The sequence below is a fragment of the Halorubrum kocurii JCM 14978 genome, from assembly GCF_000337355.1.
GTDB lineage: Archaea > Halobacteriota > Halobacteria > Halobacteriales > Haloferacaceae > Halorubrum > Halorubrum kocurii.
This window is the reverse complement of sequence record NZ_AOJH01000037.1, coordinates 53056-72139: the sequence shown is the minus strand read 5'-3', so window position 1 is coordinate 72139 and position 19084 is coordinate 53056. Positions and strand designations below refer to the sequence as shown.

19 protein-coding genes and 5 pseudogenes are annotated in these 19084 nt (G+C 51.8%); 13 read left to right on the top strand and 11 right to left on the bottom strand.

Going from position 1 to position 19084, the window contains the following annotated elements; genetic code table 11:
- Window positions 1-16: 16 nt before the first annotated feature.
- The 3 genes from C468_RS18520 to C468_RS04850 all read left to right on the top strand — a co-directional run bounded on the left by C468_RS18520 (window position 17) and on the right by C468_RS04850 (window position 1569).
- The gene (locus C468_RS18520) at window positions 17-169 is read left to right on the top strand and encodes a DUF7837 family putative zinc-binding protein (RefSeq protein WP_008847759.1); all 153 of its coding nucleotides are present in this window, start codon (window positions 17-19) and stop codon (window positions 167-169) included.
- A gap of 55 nt (window positions 170-224) precedes the next feature.
- A complete protein-coding gene (locus tag C468_RS04855; RefSeq protein ID WP_008847758.1) occupies window positions 225-638 on the top strand; it encodes a TRAM domain-containing protein in 414 nt (137 codons plus the stop codon).
- A gap of 172 nt (window positions 639-810) precedes the next feature.
- Window positions 811-1569, top strand: coding sequence for a hypothetical protein (locus tag C468_RS04850; protein ID WP_008847757.1), 759 nt, complete (start codon window positions 811-813; stop codon window positions 1567-1569).
- A gap of 122 nt (window positions 1570-1691) precedes the next feature.
- On the opposite strand, the gene C468_RS18010 is transcribed toward C468_RS04850, so the two are convergent.
- Window positions 1692-2423: a hypothetical protein gene (locus tag C468_RS18010; protein ID WP_152422872.1), complete on the bottom strand. Its 732-nt coding sequence runs from the start codon at window positions 2421-2423 to the stop codon at window positions 1692-1694.
- Window positions 2424-2797: 374 nt separating this feature from the next.
- Here C468_RS18010 and C468_RS04840 point away from each other — a divergent pair.
- Window positions 2798-3139 (top strand): annotated as a pseudogene (locus tag C468_RS04840) (hypothetical protein); the annotation flags it as partial.
- 136 nt (window positions 3140-3275) lie between these two features.
- Entirely contained in the window at window positions 3276-4616 is a 1341-nt protein-coding gene (locus C468_RS17510; protein WP_008847754.1) for an RNA-guided endonuclease InsQ/TnpB family protein, read from the top strand.
- 147 nt (window positions 4617-4763) lie between these two features.
- On the opposite strand, the gene C468_RS18005 is transcribed toward C468_RS17510, so the two are convergent.
- Entirely contained in the window at window positions 4764-5522 is a 759-nt protein-coding gene (locus C468_RS18005) for a hypothetical protein (RefSeq protein ID WP_152422871.1), read from the bottom strand.
- 114 nt (window positions 5523-5636) lie between these two features.
- On the opposite strand from C468_RS18005, the gene C468_RS18000 reads away from it, so the two are divergent.
- Complete coding sequence (locus C468_RS18000) at window positions 5637-6230, top strand: hypothetical protein (protein WP_152422870.1); 594 nt, start codon at window positions 5637-5639, stop codon at window positions 6228-6230.
- An 8-nt stretch (window positions 6231-6238) separates the two neighbouring features.
- Here C468_RS18000 and C468_RS18980 read toward each other — a convergent pair.
- The 4 genes and pseudogenes from C468_RS18980 to C468_RS19175 form a co-directional block, all read right to left on the bottom strand.
- Window positions 6239-6354: pseudogene (locus tag C468_RS18980) on the bottom strand (7-cyano-7-deazaguanine synthase QueC); the annotation flags it as partial.
- A gap of 117 nt (window positions 6355-6471) precedes the next feature.
- Complete coding sequence (locus tag C468_RS04835) at window positions 6472-6723, bottom strand: type II toxin-antitoxin system HicA family toxin (protein WP_008847753.1); 252 nt, start codon at window positions 6721-6723, stop codon at window positions 6472-6474.
- Window positions 6724-6984, bottom strand: a complete 261-nt coding sequence (locus tag C468_RS04830; protein WP_008847752.1) for a type II toxin-antitoxin system HicB family antitoxin — start codon at window positions 6982-6984, stop codon at window positions 6724-6726.
- 105 nt (window positions 6985-7089) lie between these two features.
- Window positions 7090-7234 (bottom strand): annotated as a pseudogene (locus C468_RS19175) (7-cyano-7-deazaguanine synthase QueC); the annotation flags it as partial.
- A gap of 81 nt (window positions 7235-7315) precedes the next feature.
- On the opposite strand from C468_RS19175, the gene C468_RS04825 reads away from it, so the two are divergent.
- Together C468_RS04825 and C468_RS19320 are read left to right on the top strand one after the other, a co-directional pair.
- Window positions 7316-7885, top strand: a complete 570-nt coding sequence (locus tag C468_RS04825) for a DUF7342 family protein (protein ID WP_008847751.1) — start codon at window positions 7316-7318, stop codon at window positions 7883-7885.
- On the top strand, window positions 7878-8315 hold the full coding sequence (locus C468_RS19320) for a hypothetical protein (RefSeq protein ID WP_080510614.1): 438 nt from the start codon (window positions 7878-7880) through the stop codon (window positions 8313-8315). The genes C468_RS04825 and C468_RS19320 overlap by 8 nt, the downstream gene beginning before the upstream one ends.
- Before the next feature lie 14 nt (window positions 8316-8329).
- Here C468_RS19320 and C468_RS18975 read toward each other — a convergent pair.
- Together C468_RS18975 and C468_RS04820 are read right to left on the bottom strand one after the other, a co-directional pair.
- Window positions 8330-8434, bottom strand: a pseudogene (locus tag C468_RS18975) (7-cyano-7-deazaguanine synthase QueC); the annotation flags it as partial.
- A gap of 5 nt (window positions 8435-8439) precedes the next feature.
- On the bottom strand, window positions 8440-8796 hold the full coding sequence (locus tag C468_RS04820; protein WP_008847750.1) for an ATP-binding protein: 357 nt from the start codon (window positions 8794-8796) through the stop codon (window positions 8440-8442).
- Window positions 8797-9140: 344 nt separating this feature from the next.
- Between C468_RS04820 and C468_RS04815 the strand changes: the two genes are divergently transcribed.
- Window positions 9141-9953, top strand: a complete 813-nt coding sequence (locus C468_RS04815; RefSeq protein ID WP_241430980.1) for a DUF5794 domain-containing protein — start codon at window positions 9141-9143, stop codon at window positions 9951-9953.
- A gap of 1 nt (window position 9954) precedes the next feature.
- Window positions 9955-10494, top strand: a complete 540-nt coding sequence (locus C468_RS17985; RefSeq protein ID WP_152422869.1) for a hypothetical protein — start codon at window positions 9955-9957, stop codon at window positions 10492-10494.
- Between the two features lie 92 nt (window positions 10495-10586).
- Here C468_RS17985 and C468_RS17980 read toward each other — a convergent pair whose 3' ends face one another.
- A complete protein-coding gene (locus C468_RS17980; RefSeq protein WP_152422868.1) occupies window positions 10587-11360 on the bottom strand; it encodes a hypothetical protein in 774 nt (257 codons plus the stop codon).
- 280 nt (window positions 11361-11640) lie between these two features.
- Between C468_RS17980 and C468_RS04805 the strand changes: the two genes are divergently transcribed.
- Window positions 11641-13758 (top strand): AAA family ATPase, encoded by a 2118-nt coding sequence (locus C468_RS04805; protein ID WP_080510613.1) that lies wholly within the window; start codon window positions 11641-11643, stop codon window positions 13756-13758.
- 8 nt (window positions 13759-13766) lie between these two features.
- Complete coding sequence (locus C468_RS04800) at window positions 13767-14102, top strand: hypothetical protein (protein ID WP_008847746.1); 336 nt, start codon at window positions 13767-13769, stop codon at window positions 14100-14102.
- 1091 nt (window positions 14103-15193) lie between these two features.
- Here the strand turns inward: C468_RS04800 and C468_RS17490 are convergent.
- Entirely contained in the window at window positions 15194-18055 is a 2862-nt protein-coding gene (locus tag C468_RS17490; protein WP_152422867.1) for an AAA family ATPase, read from the bottom strand.
- Between the two features lie 217 nt (window positions 18056-18272).
- Between C468_RS17490 and C468_RS17975 the strand changes: the two genes are divergently transcribed.
- Window positions 18273-18647 (top strand): hypothetical protein, encoded by a 375-nt coding sequence (locus C468_RS17975; protein ID WP_152422866.1) that lies wholly within the window; start codon window positions 18273-18275, stop codon window positions 18645-18647.
- 53 nt (window positions 18648-18700) lie between these two features.
- Here the strand turns inward: C468_RS17975 and C468_RS04790 are convergent.
- Window positions 18701-18979: pseudogene (locus tag C468_RS04790) on the bottom strand (7-cyano-7-deazaguanine synthase); the annotation flags it as partial.
- Between the last annotated feature and the right edge of the window lie 105 nt (window positions 18980-19084).

Here is a 19084-nt window from a genome sequence, read left to right as displayed (position 1 = left end):
TCCTTCCCCCCTTTCCATGAACGCTGACGAATCCTCGATCGGTCGGTGCCCGGAATGTGGTGGGGAGATCTCGGAAGCGTGGATTCTTGTTGAGTACGAGAAAAACGACGGCACCGAGGGCGTGTGGACCGAGTGTCCGACGTGTGAGGACGTTGTAGCCCCGGAGTAGTCGCAGACAGCAGAATAAAGTGCTCTTCATCGCGTCTACAGTGTAAGGTATTCAAATGGAGATTTCAGAGGAACTTCAGTGTCTGTTCTCGGGCAAGGTCGAAGAGCATGATGGGTCATATGTGGTTGAGGTACCGGAGCAAGAACTCCGCCTTGGTGAGCTACAGGCAGACGAGACGTACCGTGTGGCTGTTCTCCCGGCACCTGCGACCAACGAGGCAACCAACACTGATGCTACTCCGGAGCCCGAGCAAGCGCCACAGACGCCTCCTGTTGAGGAGGGCGAACAACGTACCGTCGAAATCGAAGACATTGGCAACCAAGGCGATGGTATCACCCGTGTTGAGCGCGGGTTCGTCGTTATTGTTCCCGACACTAAACAGACCGAGCGTGTTACTATCGAGATTACCGATGTACGCGAGAATGTCGCTTTCGCGGAAGTTATCGAGCGCGTCAGTTACTACGAGTAGTCTGAAGCGCCTTTGTTGAGCTCCTATTCTTCAGATATATTATCGTCTTAAACAGCCGTTGGGTGAAGGGTGCGAACTGATCGCTGTGGTTGCCACCAGTTTCAGATGGCGTCTTGTATGGTAACGCGGAGTGCCAGAAGATATTCACCGACTGAGGGGAGGATATACGGCGATGAATATTCCGCCCTCCATTGAGGAATCGAATCGCTTGACTGTCCGCGGTCTGATTCGGGTCGCCATGGCGTTGGCCCTCATCGGTCTCATCTTTTCTTACCCAGGAGCCATTTCATCGCCGTACAGCGATACGGGACTTGCCGGATACTACGATAATCAGATAGTCGAACGAGCTAACGATATTGAATCGATTGAACACTCTGCGGTTACGGACGAAACGAGCGTTTACCAATATAATGAACTGTCTCCCGTTGCCAAGGAGGTGTTCGACAAGACACGGTCTGCTGCGGGCGACTCATTTACGATAGTTCTCTGCCATGAGTGGACACTTATCTGCGATGAGTACTACGAGTCCGATGTCCCCGACGAATTTCAGTACGGTGCCGTGGGGCACAATGTCGATGAAAGCGAGTTATATACCGTGGTCGAAGACGAGGGAGAAGCATATGTTCTTCAAACGGGGGCTCTGGGGCACGCAGACGGGTGGAATCTGGCAGGCCTCCCGCTGGTGATCAGTAGTTCCTTACTGGTGTTATTGGTCTCGGGAGTCCTCGTACACAATACGATTAGACCCCCGGAGCAGAGCGGTAACGGCTTCGCTGCTTGGGATATCGGTGCCGCCTTTCTGATCGGAACCTTCGCTCTCGCCGTTCCCTATCTCCATATGTGGGACATCCTCTCCGTGTACTGGTCCCGTCGGTTGATAACAGGGGGCGTCGCTCTCGGTGTTCTGGTGTACTATTACAGACTCAGGTAGTCGATAGCTCGCTATTTTTCCGTCACGGGGCACCGTCCACCTTACTAGATCAATCAGCGTAATACTGACACACAGTGCCCGATCAGAACATAGGGTGCTGTCAAATCGAATCGTCTAGGATGTCAATCTGTGAGTGTCACCTCCGCTGCGTATTGCATATTCGGGGTTTGAGGGTCGCGGTGTTGGACGATCACGACATACAATGCCTCCCTACAGATGTTCCGAATTGTCGTCTGCACGTCTTCATTTACGTCTTTGCGGACGTGCTCGTCGACAAATTGCGTCGCTGCCTGTTCTGCCTGAAAATAGAAGCCTTCCTCTTCATATGCGGTCCACGCAGTGCGTCCGGTCCACCCAGCAAGCCCCTGGTAAAGCCGTTCCCTGACGACGCGGTCAGCTGCGGTTTCCCACGCCGTTATGAGGTCGTCCGCAACATCCGGAGCGTACCGAACCAGGGTAGTGAACGGTTTTACAGGTCGCCCGACCGTTTCATGGCTGTCGATCGCGTCAAGTGCTCCATTAGCGATCCGTTCAGCAACATGGTCCTCTGCTAGTTCCAAGACTTCTGTCTCAAGGGTTTCACCGTAATCTGTGACTGTGAGCCGAGCTTCGTCACTAGGTTCAGACCACGTTCGAACCGCAATCCACTCCTCACCAGCTCTGATGAGGTGATTAGCTACGTTCCGATCTGAATCATAATCTCGGTTGTGAGCACTAACCGAGATATTACAATCCATTATCGGGTCATCGTGTCTGAGCGCCTCTTTGGCTTTGGCTTCAATTGTTTCGAAGCGGCCGCTATATTCATCGCTCTGGTCACTACCGCCGTCGGTTGGTGTATGTTGTCGCGTCATTGGTAGCACGTGCTAACCGCTGTCCGCACCGCAAACACGCGACGTCCGATGACGCGCTGGCCCCGCGTCATCAAAGGACTATGATACCAAGATTTGGGGTATCGGGTGAGCTTGCCAGAGATTCCTAAGCATCGTCAGAATACAGATGCATGAATTTTCTCGGGCGTCGCATATCTATGATTCTGATTTTCATGCTTATAAATCCTCGTCGTCCCCGACTTTTGAACTCTCGCTCGTCACAATACACGTAGGGCGACAGGCACACTGTTGCTGACCAGTCTGAGCGCAAGGAAACGCACGAGACTCCTGTACGGTAATGAGCCCAAACGCCCAGACACGAATGCTTTTGCGTGGGGTTTGAGAACTCACGCGTCATGACAAATCACATAGAGCCCACCGAGGAGTATGACGGGCGAATCAGAGTGAAACTCGTTGATGACCATGCCGATACACGAGTGATCCCGTGTTCATCCTACACGGAGGCGATAACGCTCGTCAAAGAACATCAACACGAGGTCACCACCGCGAAAATTATCGACCGAGAGCAAGAAGTGGTCTTCAGTTCAGCTGACATGGACATCGACGTCTGGGAGTCGATTTGGAAAAACGAAAAACGTCGCCTATCAGTCAACGTCGAGGACCGCGACTGCCCGTACGATAACGTCTCTTGCTTTTTCGATGACCTCTGTGTCCAATGCAAGATGGACAAATTACGGAGAGACAAGGAGAAAGCCTCGCCGTTCACGCCGGGGATGAATCCGACAACTTTTGAACAATCTACGTTCGATAGCAGGACCGGGGATCCGACCGAATTCCGTAGCTTTACAAACAAATAACTCGTGTTGATTTCGTGTGAAGCGATCCAATCAATTCGACGTTCGCCCACGCTCTGTAAAAGAGCGCGAGGTGTTCGTTCGATGGTTGGATGCTTCTGCAAGTCTTTGGAACGAAACCAACTACGCTCGCCGTCAATCATTCCTCTCAAACACTAATGATAGTGTCTGGGAGGTTGACACCGGCACACTCGAAAGTAAATACAAAGGCGTTCTCAGCAGTTCCGTTGCCCAACAGATCATCCGAAAGAACTCTGAAGCGTGGCGGTCGTTCTTCAGTCTCAACGAGAAATACCACGCTGGGAAACTCGATGAGAAACCGTCGCCACCCGGGTACTGGGGTAACGAAGAAGACGGGCGCGTGCTTCGCACGTACGTCCGCAACGACCAGTACACACTCGAAATCGGAGAACGCTCCCGGCTCGAAGTGCCGATTGGGTCCGAGCTCAAAGATGAGCTTGGATTGAACCATAACCAACGCCTTCGTCTCGAATTCACAGGTGATCCAAAGTGGAGCGGTGAGCAAGGCCGGTTAGAAATCGTGTACGACGAAACCGCTGACTCATTCAGGGCTTTCCAACCAATCACTGTAGACGGTTCTCGATTGGATTCACCACTGGCCTCTCACGAGGCCGCCTTGGATGTCGGCGCGAACAACCTCGTCGCCTGCACAACAACAACCGGTCACCAGTACCTCTACAGTGGACGCGATGAATTTGAGCGGTTTCACGAAACCACCGAAGAAATTGCGTACTATCAGTCACGCCTCGAGAATCAACGAGAAAGTAGCAGCCGTATCGAGCGGTTGTATCGCAAACGCACAAACCGTCGGAATCACGTACAAGATGCGCTTGCGCGCGATTTGGTTGAGCGCCTGTACGAAAGTGGCGTGTCAACGCTATATGTCGGCGATATCTCCGGTGTGTTATCGACACACTGGTCAGCGCGTGTGAATGAGAAAACACACAATTTCTGGGCATATCGCCGATTCATCGATCGTGTTGAGTGCGTATGTGAAGAGTACGGTATCTCGGTAGAGGAGGAATCTGAGGCGTGGACGAGTCAGACGTGTCCGAAGTGTGGCGAGCGGGAGGAGACAATTCGCCATCAGGATACAGTGACGTGTCCGTGCGGGTTTGAAGGACACGCTGATCTCACCGCTTCGGAATCGTTCTTAAGACAGCAGAACAACGAAGTCGGGCCGATGGCACGGCCTGTGTACCTCAAGTGGAACAATCACAACTGGCGGGAGGATCATAACCCGCCCTCCGCCGTGGAGACAACAGCCAACGAGGCGTACACACACCAGAGTACCACATCGGGTGGGAATATCGCTCTCGGGCAGGCTCAGAACGACTGACCGTCACGAGGGGAATCCTCGCGCTTCAGCGCGGGGAGGATGTCAAAGGACGAGTTCTAACCCATTCTGTAGAAGTCGTGGCTCACCAGCTCTGTTGGAATACTCAGTATGTGACAGTTCACACCCCCTAATCGCTCGGTACCTGGGTCAGTACTGTTCGACCAAGTGGACGAAACTATTGGCACGCCAGTATGAGGTGAGCATACTATCGGTATGCTCCCCGGTCTCTGGGTCTTTAGCTTTCGCGGGGAGGTTTAGTGTGTGGATTCCTGCGAGTCCATCGCCGAGTACTGGGCTTCCGCTTAACCCCTCATAATCACTATCAACACCAGGTTCACCGCTAACGTGGGTGACAGCGACGTTTTTAATATTATCAATTTGTAACTTTTCTGGAGGGACTGGCCCCTCTGTCGAGAGTTTGTATGGCCCACTTATCTGTTCGGCGTAGGCATCGGTGTCGTACTCGTCGAATGTCGGGAACGAGTCGGCCGGAAATCCAATAGTATCGAACGTTTGTGATTTTGGATGAGTATCGTCGATATCATCGGGCCCAAAGACAGTATATCCATAATTTGTTGGGTCAAACGGTAATGGGATAGCGATGACATCGAGACGTAAGTCGATAGTGGCATACGGGATGTCCGAGGACAGAATAGTTTCAACGTCGAATGTGTCGTCAGATCGGAGGTAGATGTCAATCTTACCGTGGGTGTTGGGCATCTCGAAACCCATCTCGAGATCGCCAGTTTCCAGTTGCGACCCACTCGTCGGGGCTACATTGTGGCGAGCAGTTATGAGATGTGTCTCGTGTATTTCAAAAAAGAAGCCGGTGGCTCTCATATAGTTCCCAAGGACTATCGGGCAACTCACTCGCGGGTCGATTTCTACAGGTTGTAGCGGTGTCATGCGTACTAGCTACAACGGGGTAGTGTGGTGTTTGTACCGAGAACATCGTAATCTGATTCCGATTACGAAAAAGCGGGATATTTTATGTAGATCTGTTTGTGTACTCTAATTCGGATGAGGACTTCACCAGATCGTGACCGGGGCATTCTGACACGAGACGACCGCGACTACCTGACCGGCCGAAAAAATCTGACAGACGGCAGTGAACGGAACACCCGACAACGGATCCGAGACCGTACTCGAAACGCGCTGTACGATTTAGAATATCTCACGACGGAGCTTGAGGACCGGGATGTGACACAGCTTGTGGTTGACAATGGTGAGCAGGACAAAGCAATCTTCGACGCTACAGAAGACCTGATAGCGTTCGCGTTTCGACTCTGTCAACGACTTCCCGACTCAACAGACCACTCGACGGATGAGTTATTTCGAACGCTGATGTATGATGGCATCGAAAAATCGCTTGCTGACGACCATCAGATCCTTGATTTTGATCTTGATCTCAAATACGGCGACCCAGGTCTTGCAGAGGCAGAAATCCTAGAGAGCCTACACAAAGGCAAACCTCTGTCGCTGTCGCAGCTCCGTGAAGCGGTCAACAATGGATATCTTGATGATTCCTATATTTTCAGACCGCTTGACGGCAATGGGTTTCCGAAAAACGTTGATCCCAAGGAGGAACTATCCCACGACGATTACAGATGGTGACCGCCAGACTACGATAACTCCGGCCGCTCAGCGTACGCAATCGGATCGCGTGACTCCCAGCATTCCGAAACGCCTCAAGCCGGAACACACACACATCACACGTCCCGCACGCCAGCTCCTCCTCCCAATCTCAATCGCCTGCTGAAACACGTCGTAAAAGGCCGAGCGGCAATAGGATATCTGGGGAAATGGTCCGAGTGTGCGAGAATAAACGGCCGACGAGTCGGTGTCGAGCGGAGCGTCACCGATGCTCGTCGATCCACTCACACCACGCGTGGAAGTCGTCGGCTCCACACTGGTCAGCAATCGACTGTAGTGTCCCGGTCGGGATCGCGTCTTCTGACGCCATAGGAACAGTCACGATCCGGACTTCGTCCGTATCTGGTGATTCATACCGCATTTTCAGGTGACTACCGACACGACCGACACGCTTGTACCCGAAGTCGTGGAGGACAGACGCAATCTCGCGCCCGGAGAAGTTCGTCCGGACCATTCACCGCATAAATTCGGGAAGCTCCTTGTCACCGGGCTCCGTCTCTTCGAGACCCCACTCTTCGAGATCCTCATCGGTGACGGGTTCACCACCACCTTCGTGAAGTTCGATCGCCTCCGCAAGCATCCGGAGCGCTTCCGCTTTCGTCTCGCCGAAGGAGGCGACACCGGTCTCGATATCTCTCGCAGTGATCGAGCCGTCATCCTCGTGAATGAACTCGACGCCTTCCCCGTTGGATGCGTCGCGTGTCGCACTCGCCATACTCTTTCTTCGTGGACCGCTCGAATAAGCGTTCTGTCGGATGCGACCGAGAGGGTGAACACACAGCCCCGCTACAAAAGCAGGACGCGGACTGGCCGATGAATGCGAAAATTCCGGCCGCTCAGCATAGCCAATCGGATCACGTGACACGGCATTCCGGAACGCCTCAAGCCGCATAGATATCACACGTCCCACACGCCGGCTCCTCATCCCGATAACACGACTACCTGATGTCGTACGGTATACCAAGCTACGGTAAAACAGAATTAATTCAGTAGACCACAGATATATATCGCTTCGAACCGACGTCTGTAATAACGAGGCGACACGAATGGAGGTTACTGACATCCCTGAGGAAGTGTACGACGGTGCGGAATCGCCGCCGGACCTCACCGAACTTGAGTCACCTGAGACGCTTCTCAAAGACGGACCGATCCGCGAACGGCTCCTTGATGTCATCACCGGGCTTCGAACCCCCACAAAGGTATCCGAGATCGCTGACCTCGCTGACTGCGGGACTGAGACTGCCCGAGACTATCTCGCGTGGTTCGATGAGATGGGCATGGTCCATCGTCACGACGCGCGGCCCGTCCGGTACGAGCGCAACGACGCGTACTTTCAGTGGCGACGCATCGATCGTATCCGCGACGAATACTCCGAGCAGGAAATCGTTGACCTCCTTACAGACACACTTGACGAGATCGAAGCGTACAGAACACAGTTCGACGCAGACGATCCGAACGACGTCTCTCTCGTCGACGCCAGTCAAGACAGAGCAACTGAAGACGCGTGGGAGGCGCTCTCTGAGTGGAAGACACTCGAACAGCGAGCAGCGCTCCTCGACGCGGCGCGACGTGACCACCCGGCCCCCGGTAGCACTCCCAGTCACATCGATGCCTGAGCAGCCGGGCGATCCACCCAGTACTGGCCCAATCGATGCTGCAGTTCTCGACCGAATTGCTGCTCACCTACTCCGAAGCGCCCGATTCGAGAGTGTCCATACACGGCCTTCGTATGCGCCAAACGCTATCGTTGCTGACTACGACCTCGGGTACTTTCCTAGCGGAGTCACACGTGCGTCACTTCGAATCCGATGGTTCGAGACCGACGACTTCAGCATCCACTACGCCGAGCAGTATCAGACGAACAATTCGTGGGAGTGTCGATGGGATCGCCACCCCAACGATCACAACACCCGCGAGCATTTTCACCCGCCCCCGGATGCATCAACACCAGGCGACGATGATGAGTATCCACCCGAGTGGCGAGACGTGCTCGCCTCCGTACTCTCTCGTCTTGACGAACGGATCGAGGCATTCTGGGACGAGTAAAATCGACTCGTGGGTTACGAAAACTCCGGCCGCTCAGCATACCCGACCGGATCGCGTGACCCAGCATTCCGAAACGCCTCAAGCCGGAACGCACAGGCATCGCACGTCCCACACGCCGGAATCATCAGTTACCGTGTCGGGTGACACAGTACGGGAGACCTTTCACTTCAACGGCCTCTACATCCGGTGCTTTCACGACAGCTTGTCCTTTGCCGAAGTTCGGAAGATCTTTCTTGAACTCGGAAGGGATGGACGGCACGTCATCGACGACCTCAGCCTTCAGTCCGAGGAAAATGTTCGTATTGATTTGCTTGATCACGTCGTCGTCAACGTCATCCGGATTCTGTGTGATGAGACACAGTCCAAGCTTGTACTTCCGGCCCTGCTTGACAGCGACGCGCGCCCGTCGGAGAATGTATTCTTCGCGGAGGCTGCTCGCACTCGCTAAGTAATTGTGCGCCTCGTCAACCGCGACGAGCATCGGCGTGTCACGAACCGCCGGGTCTACCTGATAATCATCGATCTTGTTCTCGATGATGTACGAGAGACGACTGCGTTGTCGTGACAGTGTTCTTGGTGACGCCCAACAGATGATCCGACAGAAGACTAATATAATCTGCCAGTACTACTGTATATTACAAGAGTCACATCTTGGCTGTAAGCCCCGCGAGTTGCCGTCGGTCGGCATATCTCAATGGTGCATTCCACCATGCCTACCGGTGTGGAATCGTCTCCAACCGCCGCCGTAACGGCAACTGCGTACTTCCTAGTCTATTCGTTACTTCCGAGCCAGCTTGAGGTCACCCGTACGACGGAGGGCCGGCAGTGAGCCGTCTGTCAGCCCTCTCGGCGACCCGCGGCGGTCTCAACACAGTCAGGCAGTTGATGGCAGTCAGCGGTGCCCAAGCACTCGCGTTAGTGATGCTGCTCCCGTTTGCGGGAATTTACCCGTCCATGGTTGCTACCGGAGCGCTGAGTTCATTTTCGAGCTCAGTTGCACTTGGCGTAGTCGTATTCGGTGGGCCAGCGGCAGTCGCTATCGTCCTTGCAGAACTCACCACGAACAGGACACGGGGGCTACAGATCGTGGCTCTGATTGGAGCCGTTCAACTTCCCGCAGCAGCCCTTACCGCAACGATAGCGACGGCTTCCCGTGCTGTACTCTGGGTTGACGGGTTCGCTGTCCTCACAATGATTGTGTTATTTGTGATTGCTTTTGAAATTGTTAACAATTCGACGCCGCAGTGGGTTCCCTCATTACTGACTATTGGATTGATGCTAATTTGTTTACTACTTCTTGACGCGGGCGTGAGTGTTGTGAGCGGTGAAGTAACACTTCTCCTCCCGGGCGACGGAGTTGTAGACTGGGTATGGACAGTCGTTGCTACTGAGCGAGTGCTTATACTGCGGTCAGTGGTCGCCTCCCTCGCCGGACTCTCCGTCGTGGCTGCTACCGTTGTCTGCGGCCCAGGGTTACTCGATTACGTCATCGTTCAGCGATTCAAGAACGGCTGCGCAATCGCGTTGTGTCTGGTCGGCCTCGAAGTCGCAGATATCGTAACGGACGCCCCGACACTAACCATAATTGTCGTTTCACTAGCGCTCGCCGTCAACAGGGGCGAAATCGGGGATGAATAAGATGAACGTCATGGTTACTGCCGCGTATGGCACTGTGCTCGCCGCGTCCACTAGCGTGTACTACGTGCCGACAAAACAGCCCCCGAAAGGAACGAAGTGGCCGGCAACAACGGAACAATGCCCAGACCTCAAGCGAGACTCAGTGGCGACAATCGGCGCTTCTGCTGGGGACACAGTCGAATTGACTCCTGACGACCTCCGCGACTTTGACGGTGTCATTTCGTTCTGCGGGAAGCCAGACCGGGCGAGCAGCCGTGCGTCAGATTGGGCTCAAATAGAGGAGCTCGTTGGCCCGCTGCGATATCGTGACGACGTCGAAACCGCCGCAATGTACTGGGTCCATGGCCAGGCTCGACCGCGAATTCCGGTGCGTGTCGCAAGTCGTGGTCTCGGCGCGATGGGGTTGTACCTCCTTGCGCATAACCACAGGCCATGGGCTGTGGCAAGGGGCCTCGGACTAACATACGCGAAACTGTTTGAACACCTCAGAGAAGACGTGTACGAGGAGACACCGTCGTTCAACTGGGGGGATGACCTATGACGGTACTCCACCAAGATCGTGAGCGTCAGGTGGAAACTAACCGGTCCGAGAAAATAAACAGATAGTACCCTACAGCAAGGGACAGATTCGGTTTATACCGATTCAAAATACCGTCTGTGAAGACCAAGGAAATCTTGACGGTTATGTTCAGTCCACGCTAGCGCACGTCTAACGCTAGTTGCATACTCTTTCAGGGACACTTCCCCACCATCCACTTCTTTTTCAACTTGGCGTGGAAGTTTGCCACCAATAGTTTGTACCCGCTGTTGGATATCTTCGAAGCGTAGTTCTGTACTGCCTTCTTCAATAATACGGTCCAATTCATCACGTAGACTCTGTACCTCTTGTTCACGATCCCGAAGTTGCTGATACACTTCCTTCGAGAGCGAAACACCATTCGGCTTCGGTGAATTAAACGCGTGAATCCATTCTCCGTCTATCCGATGTTTCTGCTGAAATTGCTTAAGGGAATCACAATCAAACGCGTCACGTCGAGTGACGTGCCCGCCAAATCGATACCGACGCCAGCATTTCACGCCCGCAATATAAACCGGGTTTTCGCCTTGATCCGGTGATAGCTGAATCACGCCTGGCTCTGAGTCAGGCTCGTTCCCCGGTTTCCATCCCGTCCACGGTTCAGTCCCTTCCTCGTTAACGGCTAACTCATCACACGCCTTACAGACAGGATTTGCGTATCCGATCGCCAAATTGTGGGCGTCTGTATCCGGTGTCCCACAGATCGCACACCGGATTTGAGTAGTCTCCGAATCAGTATCAGCAAAAGCCGAGTGTTTTGAGGTGATGATATATTCACGAGGCTCAGCCGCAGCCACTAGCGAAGACAGGTCAAATTTGTCAACACCCACTCGTTGTCACCGTCTACTTGACACTCTTACTGCGTGTTAAAAACTGTGTGGAGGCCTGGGAAAGTGAGAAACAAAATCAGTGTGAGTGGAACAGTCTCCTCAAAACGTCGGGAGACTGTCGGGGTATCTGAAAAGATCTAACAGAATGCCCTCTCTGTCTTGCTCGGCATTATTTTGACCCCGAGAGCCACGGTGGTATTAGAACGGTCAATTTCGGTGATTTACGATTTGACATGTGCCGTAGAATTATGTTGGTGTAGCGGTTGATACTCGGTACCGGATGGGAAGCAACGACGAAGCACTATCAGTAGAGACGGTTCAAAGTGGAATTTGGATCGACAAATCGATCGAAAAGCGAGACGGCCTCTACCCACGCTGTATCCGTTTGACTTTCGAGAACCGGAATGAGACCGACAAGGTCGCTGGTATTGTCGAAGAATTTCCCGTCACGTGCGATATCGCGTCAACAAAAGCGACGGACAAGGAATTCGTCACCTGGGGAGCTCAAGCGGAAACCAATGAGTTTCAGATACGCATCGAGTTAGCAGCAGGCGAACAACGAACGATTCGATACTGGCCCGGAAAGTCACCATCGACTGCATTCAACGAGCTCGCACAGCGGACTCCACGTTTCGAGTACGTGAAGCCCTCCCCAGCCGCAGATAACCAGCCCGACCCTGTCCCGGGAACCCAATCGACACCTCACTCCGACCCCGACGCTGTGGTTGCCCCAGACAACGAGTACATCGACCCGCCCCCAGATCTAGACTTCAGCGAGATCGCTGGGCTCCATGCCGTGAAACAAGAGCTCCGCGAGGAGATTATTAGACCGTTCACCGACCCACAGTTCGACGAGTACGACATCGGCAAAGCGAACGGATTACTGTTATTCGGCCCGCCAGGAACCGGGAAAACGCATGTCGCAACTGCGCTAGCCGGTGAATTAGCATACAACTTTTTCGAAGTCGACGTCGGGTTGCTTAGAGATAGTGAGTTCGGACAGACGCAAGAGAATATCGCGGAGGTGTTCGAACTCGCAGAAGAGCACCAGCCGTGTGTCGTGTTTTTCGACGAACTCGATAGTATTGCTCCGGAGCGGGACTCTGGTCTCCACCAAGGACGTGCCGAAGCAGTAAATCAACTCCTCCGGCACGTCGGCGATATTAACGAGCGGGATACTGACGTGGTCGTAATCGGGGCAACGAACCGACCAGACCAAGTCGATGCCGCGTTGAAACGGACGGGGAGATTTGACACGCGGATCAAAATCGGAATGCCAGATGCGATGACGCGGCTGGCGATCCTCGAAACTGAACTCAGATCGTTTGATGGGGACGTCGACCCGGTTTGGACGGATACAACGTTTATCGACGCGTTCGTTGAGGCAACGACGAACCTGTCTTCAAGCGATATCGTTGAGGTAGTCGATAAATCGAAACGTGCGAGTGTCCGTCGCAATGCCCGCGGCGAGGTTCCATGCGTGTCTGCCGATTTAATCATGGAGCAGGTGGCTGGTGTGACCGAAAAACAGTCGGCTGACACTGCCGGTGAGTTCCTGACCGAAACACCGGATATCGATTTCTCAGCGGTCGGCGGAATGGACGAGACAAAACAGCGACTGACAGAAACCTTGCTCGACCCCCTGACGAACCCAGAGCTGTATGATCAGTACGGGTTAGAGATTTCGAACGGCGTACTATTGTACGGACCACCAGGTACGGGGAAGACGTATATTTCAAGAGCACTCGCCGGAGAGGCCGGGTGCTCGTTCCTTCCGATTACCGCATCCGACATCGTAAGCAAATGGGTCGGTGAGGCTGCACAGAACATTCAAGATCTATTCGAGAAGGCGAAAGACGTCTCGCCGGCGATCGTGTTCATCGACGAGATCGATGCCATTGCGAGTTCACGCGGTGGCATTCAAATGAGCAACACCGAAGAGCAAGCAGTAAATGAACTCTTGACGCAGATTTCTACTCTCGACAATTCAGATGTGTTCGTCATCGGGACGACGAACCGGCCAGATATTATTGATGACGCGCTCACCCGCTCCGGTCGTCTCGGCGAACGCGTGGAAATACCGCCGCCTGATGGGACGGCCCGTGTGAAGATTCTCAAGACGCAACTGGCGGACCGGCCGGTGGATACGTCCGAAATCGACTGGGACGAGATTCAACACCTCACAGAGACAACATCGGGTGGGACACCGTATGTTGCAGCTGATCTGGCAAAGATCGTCGATGAGGCCGCCCGGTACGCAATGTCCGAAGCACAGCCTGATGACATCGAGTTGATCGCACAACAGCATCTTGAGCAAGCGATTCACACCGTTGATCCAAGTTTGGCTTCAGCTCACGAGACAGATGACCCCACTGACATCGGTGTCGGGTATTACTAGTCGTGGACATGGACGAGACCGAAAATCAGGACGGAGTTGTCGAGGAGGTCATCGAATCGCCCCCTGAATCGAGCGACATGGGTCAGGTGATACCAGAGTTCTGTTCGGTTCGTGACGCCCTCAACTGGTTTGCCGCCCAGCGAGGATTCTTTGAGGAATTTGGGATGGATACACGCGTAGACTTAGACCGGGAGGGGCGAGTGAGTCTCTTAGTAGGTCGTGAGAGAAACAAAGTGTGGTTAGACACTTTTGCAGATGCACTTGGACTGAAGATCACTGAAGCGAATGACGACGAGTTCATCTGGCGATTAGTCGATGACAGTCCGGAGTCGAATGAGGAGTGACAATCCGATTCGCTGAGTTCACCACGGCTCGATTTTATCAAGACGCAGCTAGGCCAGGCGAATGAATATCGTTGAGTGTGTTCTAACGTAGGAAAGGTTGTATGTGTGAACTGTGTTATGAAGAGTCCGATGCCGATTACGCCGGGGACTCAATCGAAGAGAAACGCCGGAAAGCAACGTGGTCAATTATTGAGCGACATCCGGAATTAGAGCTCAACGCTGATGATGTCCGTTTTCGGTTCGCGCCGGAGAGTGAACAAGCGTGTGTTCGAGTGAACCTCTCAGGGAACGGTCCCCAATACGAAATTCATGTTCCGGGGTCAATGGGGCAAGCGATGTCTGATTCACCGTCTATTCGCGGTGTGGCAATGGTCGCGTGGATCGACTCAGATCAGACGTACAAAGCGATCTGCGAAACGCTCGATATTAGCCCAAATATGAGGTACGATGCGTTTTTTCTCTCAGAAGATCCGCCGGTAGACCCCGCCCGAGAGGGGTCTCGTGTTACAGTCGACGAGTATGAACATGAGATTCGAGACAGCCATACAGACTCAGAGTGATTTGTATTGTTTAATCTGAGACTGGTGTCAAGCTTATTTGAATCTCTCCGTGATTAACGACTAGACACTCGTTGACCCATCAATAGACAAGATAGATGGCTTCTACGCCCTGTAATTATACTCATGATGTTTCTGATGACACTCTATTCCCCTATCTAGACGATACGTGGCATTGTCCGCGCACTGCTGTTTCTGATGGAGAGTATTGCCTTTATGACATCTCACCAACGCATGCTGCTCGGCGGCAGGAAGACCTCACTGAGACATTCTTACATAGTATTTATTCACCAACTGAATCGGAAAGTGCTCACAACAATTCTCCAAATCGTTTTGTTGGTGTCACACTACCTACATTAGATCTGTCTTATCACATTCTCCGAGGGCAAACAACTCACCCAATGGATTTGCGAGACGCGACGATCCGTGGAGATATGATGGCAGCACGCCGATATTTTGTTCTCAATATTGCTTGATAGCGCAACAATTCGTGGTGATATTCAACTACAGTCAGAGGATATGATATTTAAATTCTCAATTATATGTTGAATGGCTAGCGTCAGTATCTTCGATCGCCTGCCAAAGATGGTCCTGTGTGATTTTCGAACCTTGATTCATAGCCACCCGTGCAGCTGTTTCTGTGATGAGTTTCATGTCGGAAGCGACGTATGGATGACCATTTGCATCCTTTCTGCTCACCATCTTGATTTCTTCCCAGTTTATTTTATCAGTTGCAAGTGGTCGATCTGATAAGTGATATTTGAGCATCTCTATGCGTGCCTCATCGTCTGGTGGTGGGACTTCGATCGTTTCGTCAAATCGTCCCGAGCGTGTAAGCGCATCATCGAGCGAAGAACGAAGGTTTGTCGCAGCAATAACTACTACATCCTCTCCCTGCACCTCCGACATCCCAGTAAGAATCTCGTTGACAATCTGTTTTTGATCTTGATGCATTCTATCTCCACCACCCCGTTGGCTTGCAATAGCGTCGATCTCGTCAATGAACACGATAGATGGCTGGTTGTCAAGCGCAGTCTCGAACAACTCACCAACATTCTGAGTTCCTTCTCCGATCCATTTACTTACAACATCAGACGCAGTAATACTGATGAGATTGAATTCTAGCTCACCAGCAACAGCTTTGCTTAAATACGTTTTACCGGTGCCCGGAGGACCGTATAATAACACTCCGTTTGTAATGTCTAATCCGTATTGTTCATATTTTTCCGGGTTTTCTGCGGGGTCAATGATTGTTTGACTGAGTTTGCGTTTTAAACCATCCATGCCAGCAACGTCATTGAAATCGATTTCCGGAGGCTCCTGAATCATTTTTGCCGCCGAATTATCTTGTTGGCGCTTCGAAACTATCTCTTCGATACTTTCGAGTAAATATTCTACTCTGACAACAGGCGTTGATCCGTCTTGAGATGCTGCAAGAGCCTTTCGTATTGACGATTTCCCGATCTCAGCCATGTCGCTACTGACAAGTCCGTCGGTCTTCGATCGGATGACATCGGAATCGATATTGGTGAGTTCATTCGGTGGACCATCGTCTAACGTTGATTGAAGAATACCATACCGTGTCTCGAAGTCCGGAGCTCCGATATGAATTGTCGTATCAAACCGCCCTGACCGCTTAATTGCAGTATCGACATCGTCGAGCGTGTTCGTCGCAGCAACAACAATAACGTCATCTTCGCTCTCATTAAGTTTAGAGAGTTCTCCAAGTAATTCATTTATCATGCTACGCTCTGATTGTGTCATACCACCTGTTTCGGAACGTTCGCCTGCGATAGAGTCAATCTCATCAATAAAAATTAATGTCGGTTGGGCTGTTTTCGCACGCTCAAATAGCTCGTTCACATTCTCAGATCCACCACCGACATACTGACTTTTGATATCGGAGGGATCAACCTCCATATAATTGTAACCTAGTTCACCAGCGGTTGCCTTTGCAACGTACGTTTTGCCTGTTCCTGGCGGTCCATGGAATAACACACCTGTTACAGATCCGATTCCGTACTCATCGAATCGGTCGTCCCTCGCGGGGATCAGTACATCCTCTTTGATGCGTTCTTTGACATCAGAGAGTCCAATTACATCGTCAAATGATCTCTCTGGTGGTCGATCAACCCCTTGGACATCTGATGGGTCAGGAATAGATTGTTCTGTGTGTTCGGCACCCTCTGTTTGGGTAACTGTCTCATCGGATGTGGTCGGTGTATCATCCTTTGGTTGTTGGACTGAGCCCGTTGTATCATCCTGATTTTCAGTAGTATTGCTTGAGTGATTAGTAATGCGGAAGGGGGGTCGAGAATCAGTTGTACCGGATTTTTCACCGGATTCGTCATAAATCTGCTCTAGCCAATTAAGTATCGGAGCCTCTGTGATACCTGCAAATCCGACCACAACTTCGAGCGTAGATGAGTCATTAACGGTGGTTCTAATTGTGACGTCTGTAATGTTGGGATCTACCACTTTCTGTTCCGCTAGTCTGATCGCGTCGGAGTTCAAATACTCCTGCGGACCTGATATGAAAAATATGGCTGTTGGGACGTTGTCATAGGCTGTTAATACACCAACGTCATCAGCTGCTGCTTTGGTGAGTGAAGTTAGTTCTTCAGTTGCTTCATCAGGATCAATATTGGCCTCCTCCCCCAAGAACCGTGAAATTGTACCTTGGGAACCAGTGGTAACGGTAGTGGAAGCACATCCAACTGCCGCAATTCCGGGGGACCCAAGCATCGTATTGATCTCATCATGGAGCAATGCGTTGCCAGTAGCCTTTGACTCTGTATTTATAAATGAGAATAGCCCCAAAAGTTGACTTGAGAATGCCTCAGTGGCATCTTCACGCCGAAAATTGTCCGATTCATTGTCATAGTAGTGCCCGTTGTCAAAAAGAAACACGCCATCTGCACTCGGATATATTGTGTTTACATTTAGACACGCGTTAAGAACACACAGTCCCCCTTCACCCATATGAGGAAGTACGACAGCTGCGTACACTGGCTTCGTGTCGATTGCACGGAATAAATCAATCAGCGTTGAGGCACCCCCAGCCATTCCACCACCAGCACAGGTTACGACAAGATATGCGTCGACTTCTTCTAACATTGAATTACTAATCGCCGATGCTATTTCCCGTTCTTCATTACTAACGATATCTGATCCCATTTCGAGATTGGAACCAACACCGTGTCCACCGACCTCAGAAAGACCTACTGTAACCCGCTTGGATTTAGAGATATACTCGAGTCCTGCGATATCTGATTTCGATGAGTCGATTCCAATCGCTTCATAAATAACATGACTTCCCTCAGTGAACTCTTTTTGTATCATTGAATCCACAATTCTGTTTCCTCCACTTCCAAGTCCGAGAACGCCCAAATCCATACCTAATCTAACTAACCTGAGCACCTAACCTTTGCCAAATCGGAGAATGTACTCTTGAATATTAGTTAATAAAAGGTATAAGATGGAAGCTGACACTAGGCTAGCCTTTCGTGTATGGCTCGGATATTATCGGACCAACTAGAATCCGTAGAATTAATTATATCTCATCCACAGTGGACTTAGTAGACCTATGAGAAATAGAGTGTGACATTATAAAATGGGAACACCAACAATAACGAACGGAATTGTTCGGGCTATTTTCGAGATCGCGTTACCATCAATTGCCGTTTTTCTGGGAGTTGTCTACGCGCAAACCGCTTGGGGTGACGTCGTAGCCGGATTTGTCTTTTTATTGCTAACGGGAATTATGCTGTTGAGTATCTATATCTCTGCCAAATATTGGACAAAAACCTACACAGCAGGATTCGTTCTTGCTGGGTTAGTATTGCTGTTTATTTCGCCAGATATCACCTCTGATCTTGTACATCCGATATTTGGACATCTTGGAACAATTTTGATTCTGGGATTTCTGATTTTGATGCTAAAACTCCTCGGAGAAAAGCTTGGTATCGGTACAGTCTGGGGAAAATAGGGAAAACATCTGAGCGATTAACACAATTCATACCGATATATTCCCGATTTCGCTTACGAGAACTCCGGCCGCTCAGCATACCCGATCGGATCGCGTGACCCAGCGTTCCGGAACGCTTCAAGCCGGAAGGCACACGCATCACACGTTCCACACGCCGGCTCCTCATCGCGGTAACACGACCACGTCATCTTGTACGGCACGCCGAGCTCCAACCCGCGCTCCGCGATTTCCGTTTTCGACCACTCAACGAACGGCGCTTTCAGTTCAATCTCTGTCTCCGGTTTTGTCCCGACATCAATGACGTTCTGAAAGGCATCGAAAAAGGCCCGCCGGGTGATCCCCATGGTACCGTCAGATTCGCTACCTCCGAGTACACCACTCAACAGATTAGTGGTAGGGTGAGTTACATCTGTAGCAGGGTCTAATTCACCTGAGAG

Excerpts from the sequence above, each read along its gene's own strand:
- C468_RS18520 (WP_008847759.1), top strand. The coding sequence starts at position 17 with ATGAACGCTGACGAATCCTCGATCGGTCGGTGCCCGGAATGTGGTGGG.
- C468_RS04855 (WP_008847758.1), top strand. The coding sequence starts at position 225 with ATGGAGATTTCAGAGGAACTTCAGTGTCTGTTCTCGGGCAAGGTCGAA.
- C468_RS04850 (WP_008847757.1), top strand. The coding sequence starts at position 811 with ATGAATATTCCGCCCTCCATTGAGGAATCGAATCGCTTGACTGTCCGC.
- C468_RS18010 (WP_152422872.1), bottom strand. The coding sequence starts at position 2,423 with ATGACGCGACAACATACACCAACCGACGGCGGTAGTGACCAGAGCGAT.
- C468_RS18005 (WP_152422871.1), bottom strand. The coding sequence starts at position 5,522 with ATGACACCGCTACAACCTGTAGAAATCGACCCGCGAGTGAGTTGCCCG.
- C468_RS18000 (WP_152422870.1), top strand. The coding sequence starts at position 5,637 with ATGAGGACTTCACCAGATCGTGACCGGGGCATTCTGACACGAGACGAC.
- C468_RS04835 (WP_008847753.1), bottom strand. The coding sequence starts at position 6,723 with ATGGTCCGGACGAACTTCTCCGGGCGCGAGATTGCGTCTGTCCTCCAC.
- C468_RS04830 (WP_008847752.1), bottom strand. The coding sequence starts at position 6,984 with ATGGCGAGTGCGACACGCGACGCATCCAACGGGGAAGGCGTCGAGTTC.
- C468_RS04825 (WP_008847751.1), top strand. The coding sequence starts at position 7,316 with ATGGAGGTTACTGACATCCCTGAGGAAGTGTACGACGGTGCGGAATCG.
- C468_RS19320 (WP_080510614.1), top strand. The coding sequence starts at position 7,878 with ATGCCTGAGCAGCCGGGCGATCCACCCAGTACTGGCCCAATCGATGCT.
- C468_RS04820 (WP_008847750.1), bottom strand. The coding sequence starts at position 8,796 with ATGCTCGTCGCGGTTGACGAGGCGCACAATTACTTAGCGAGTGCGAGC.
- C468_RS17985 (WP_152422869.1), top strand. The coding sequence starts at position 9,955 with ATGAACGTCATGGTTACTGCCGCGTATGGCACTGTGCTCGCCGCGTCC.
- C468_RS04805 (WP_080510613.1), top strand. The coding sequence starts at position 11,641 with ATGGGAAGCAACGACGAAGCACTATCAGTAGAGACGGTTCAAAGTGGA.
- C468_RS04800 (WP_008847746.1), top strand. The coding sequence starts at position 13,767 with ATGGACGAGACCGAAAATCAGGACGGAGTTGTCGAGGAGGTCATCGAA.
- C468_RS17490 (WP_152422867.1), bottom strand. The coding sequence starts at position 18,055 with ATGGATTTGGGCGTTCTCGGACTTGGAAGTGGAGGAAACAGAATTGTG.
- C468_RS17975 (WP_152422866.1), top strand. The coding sequence starts at position 18,273 with ATGGGAACACCAACAATAACGAACGGAATTGTTCGGGCTATTTTCGAG.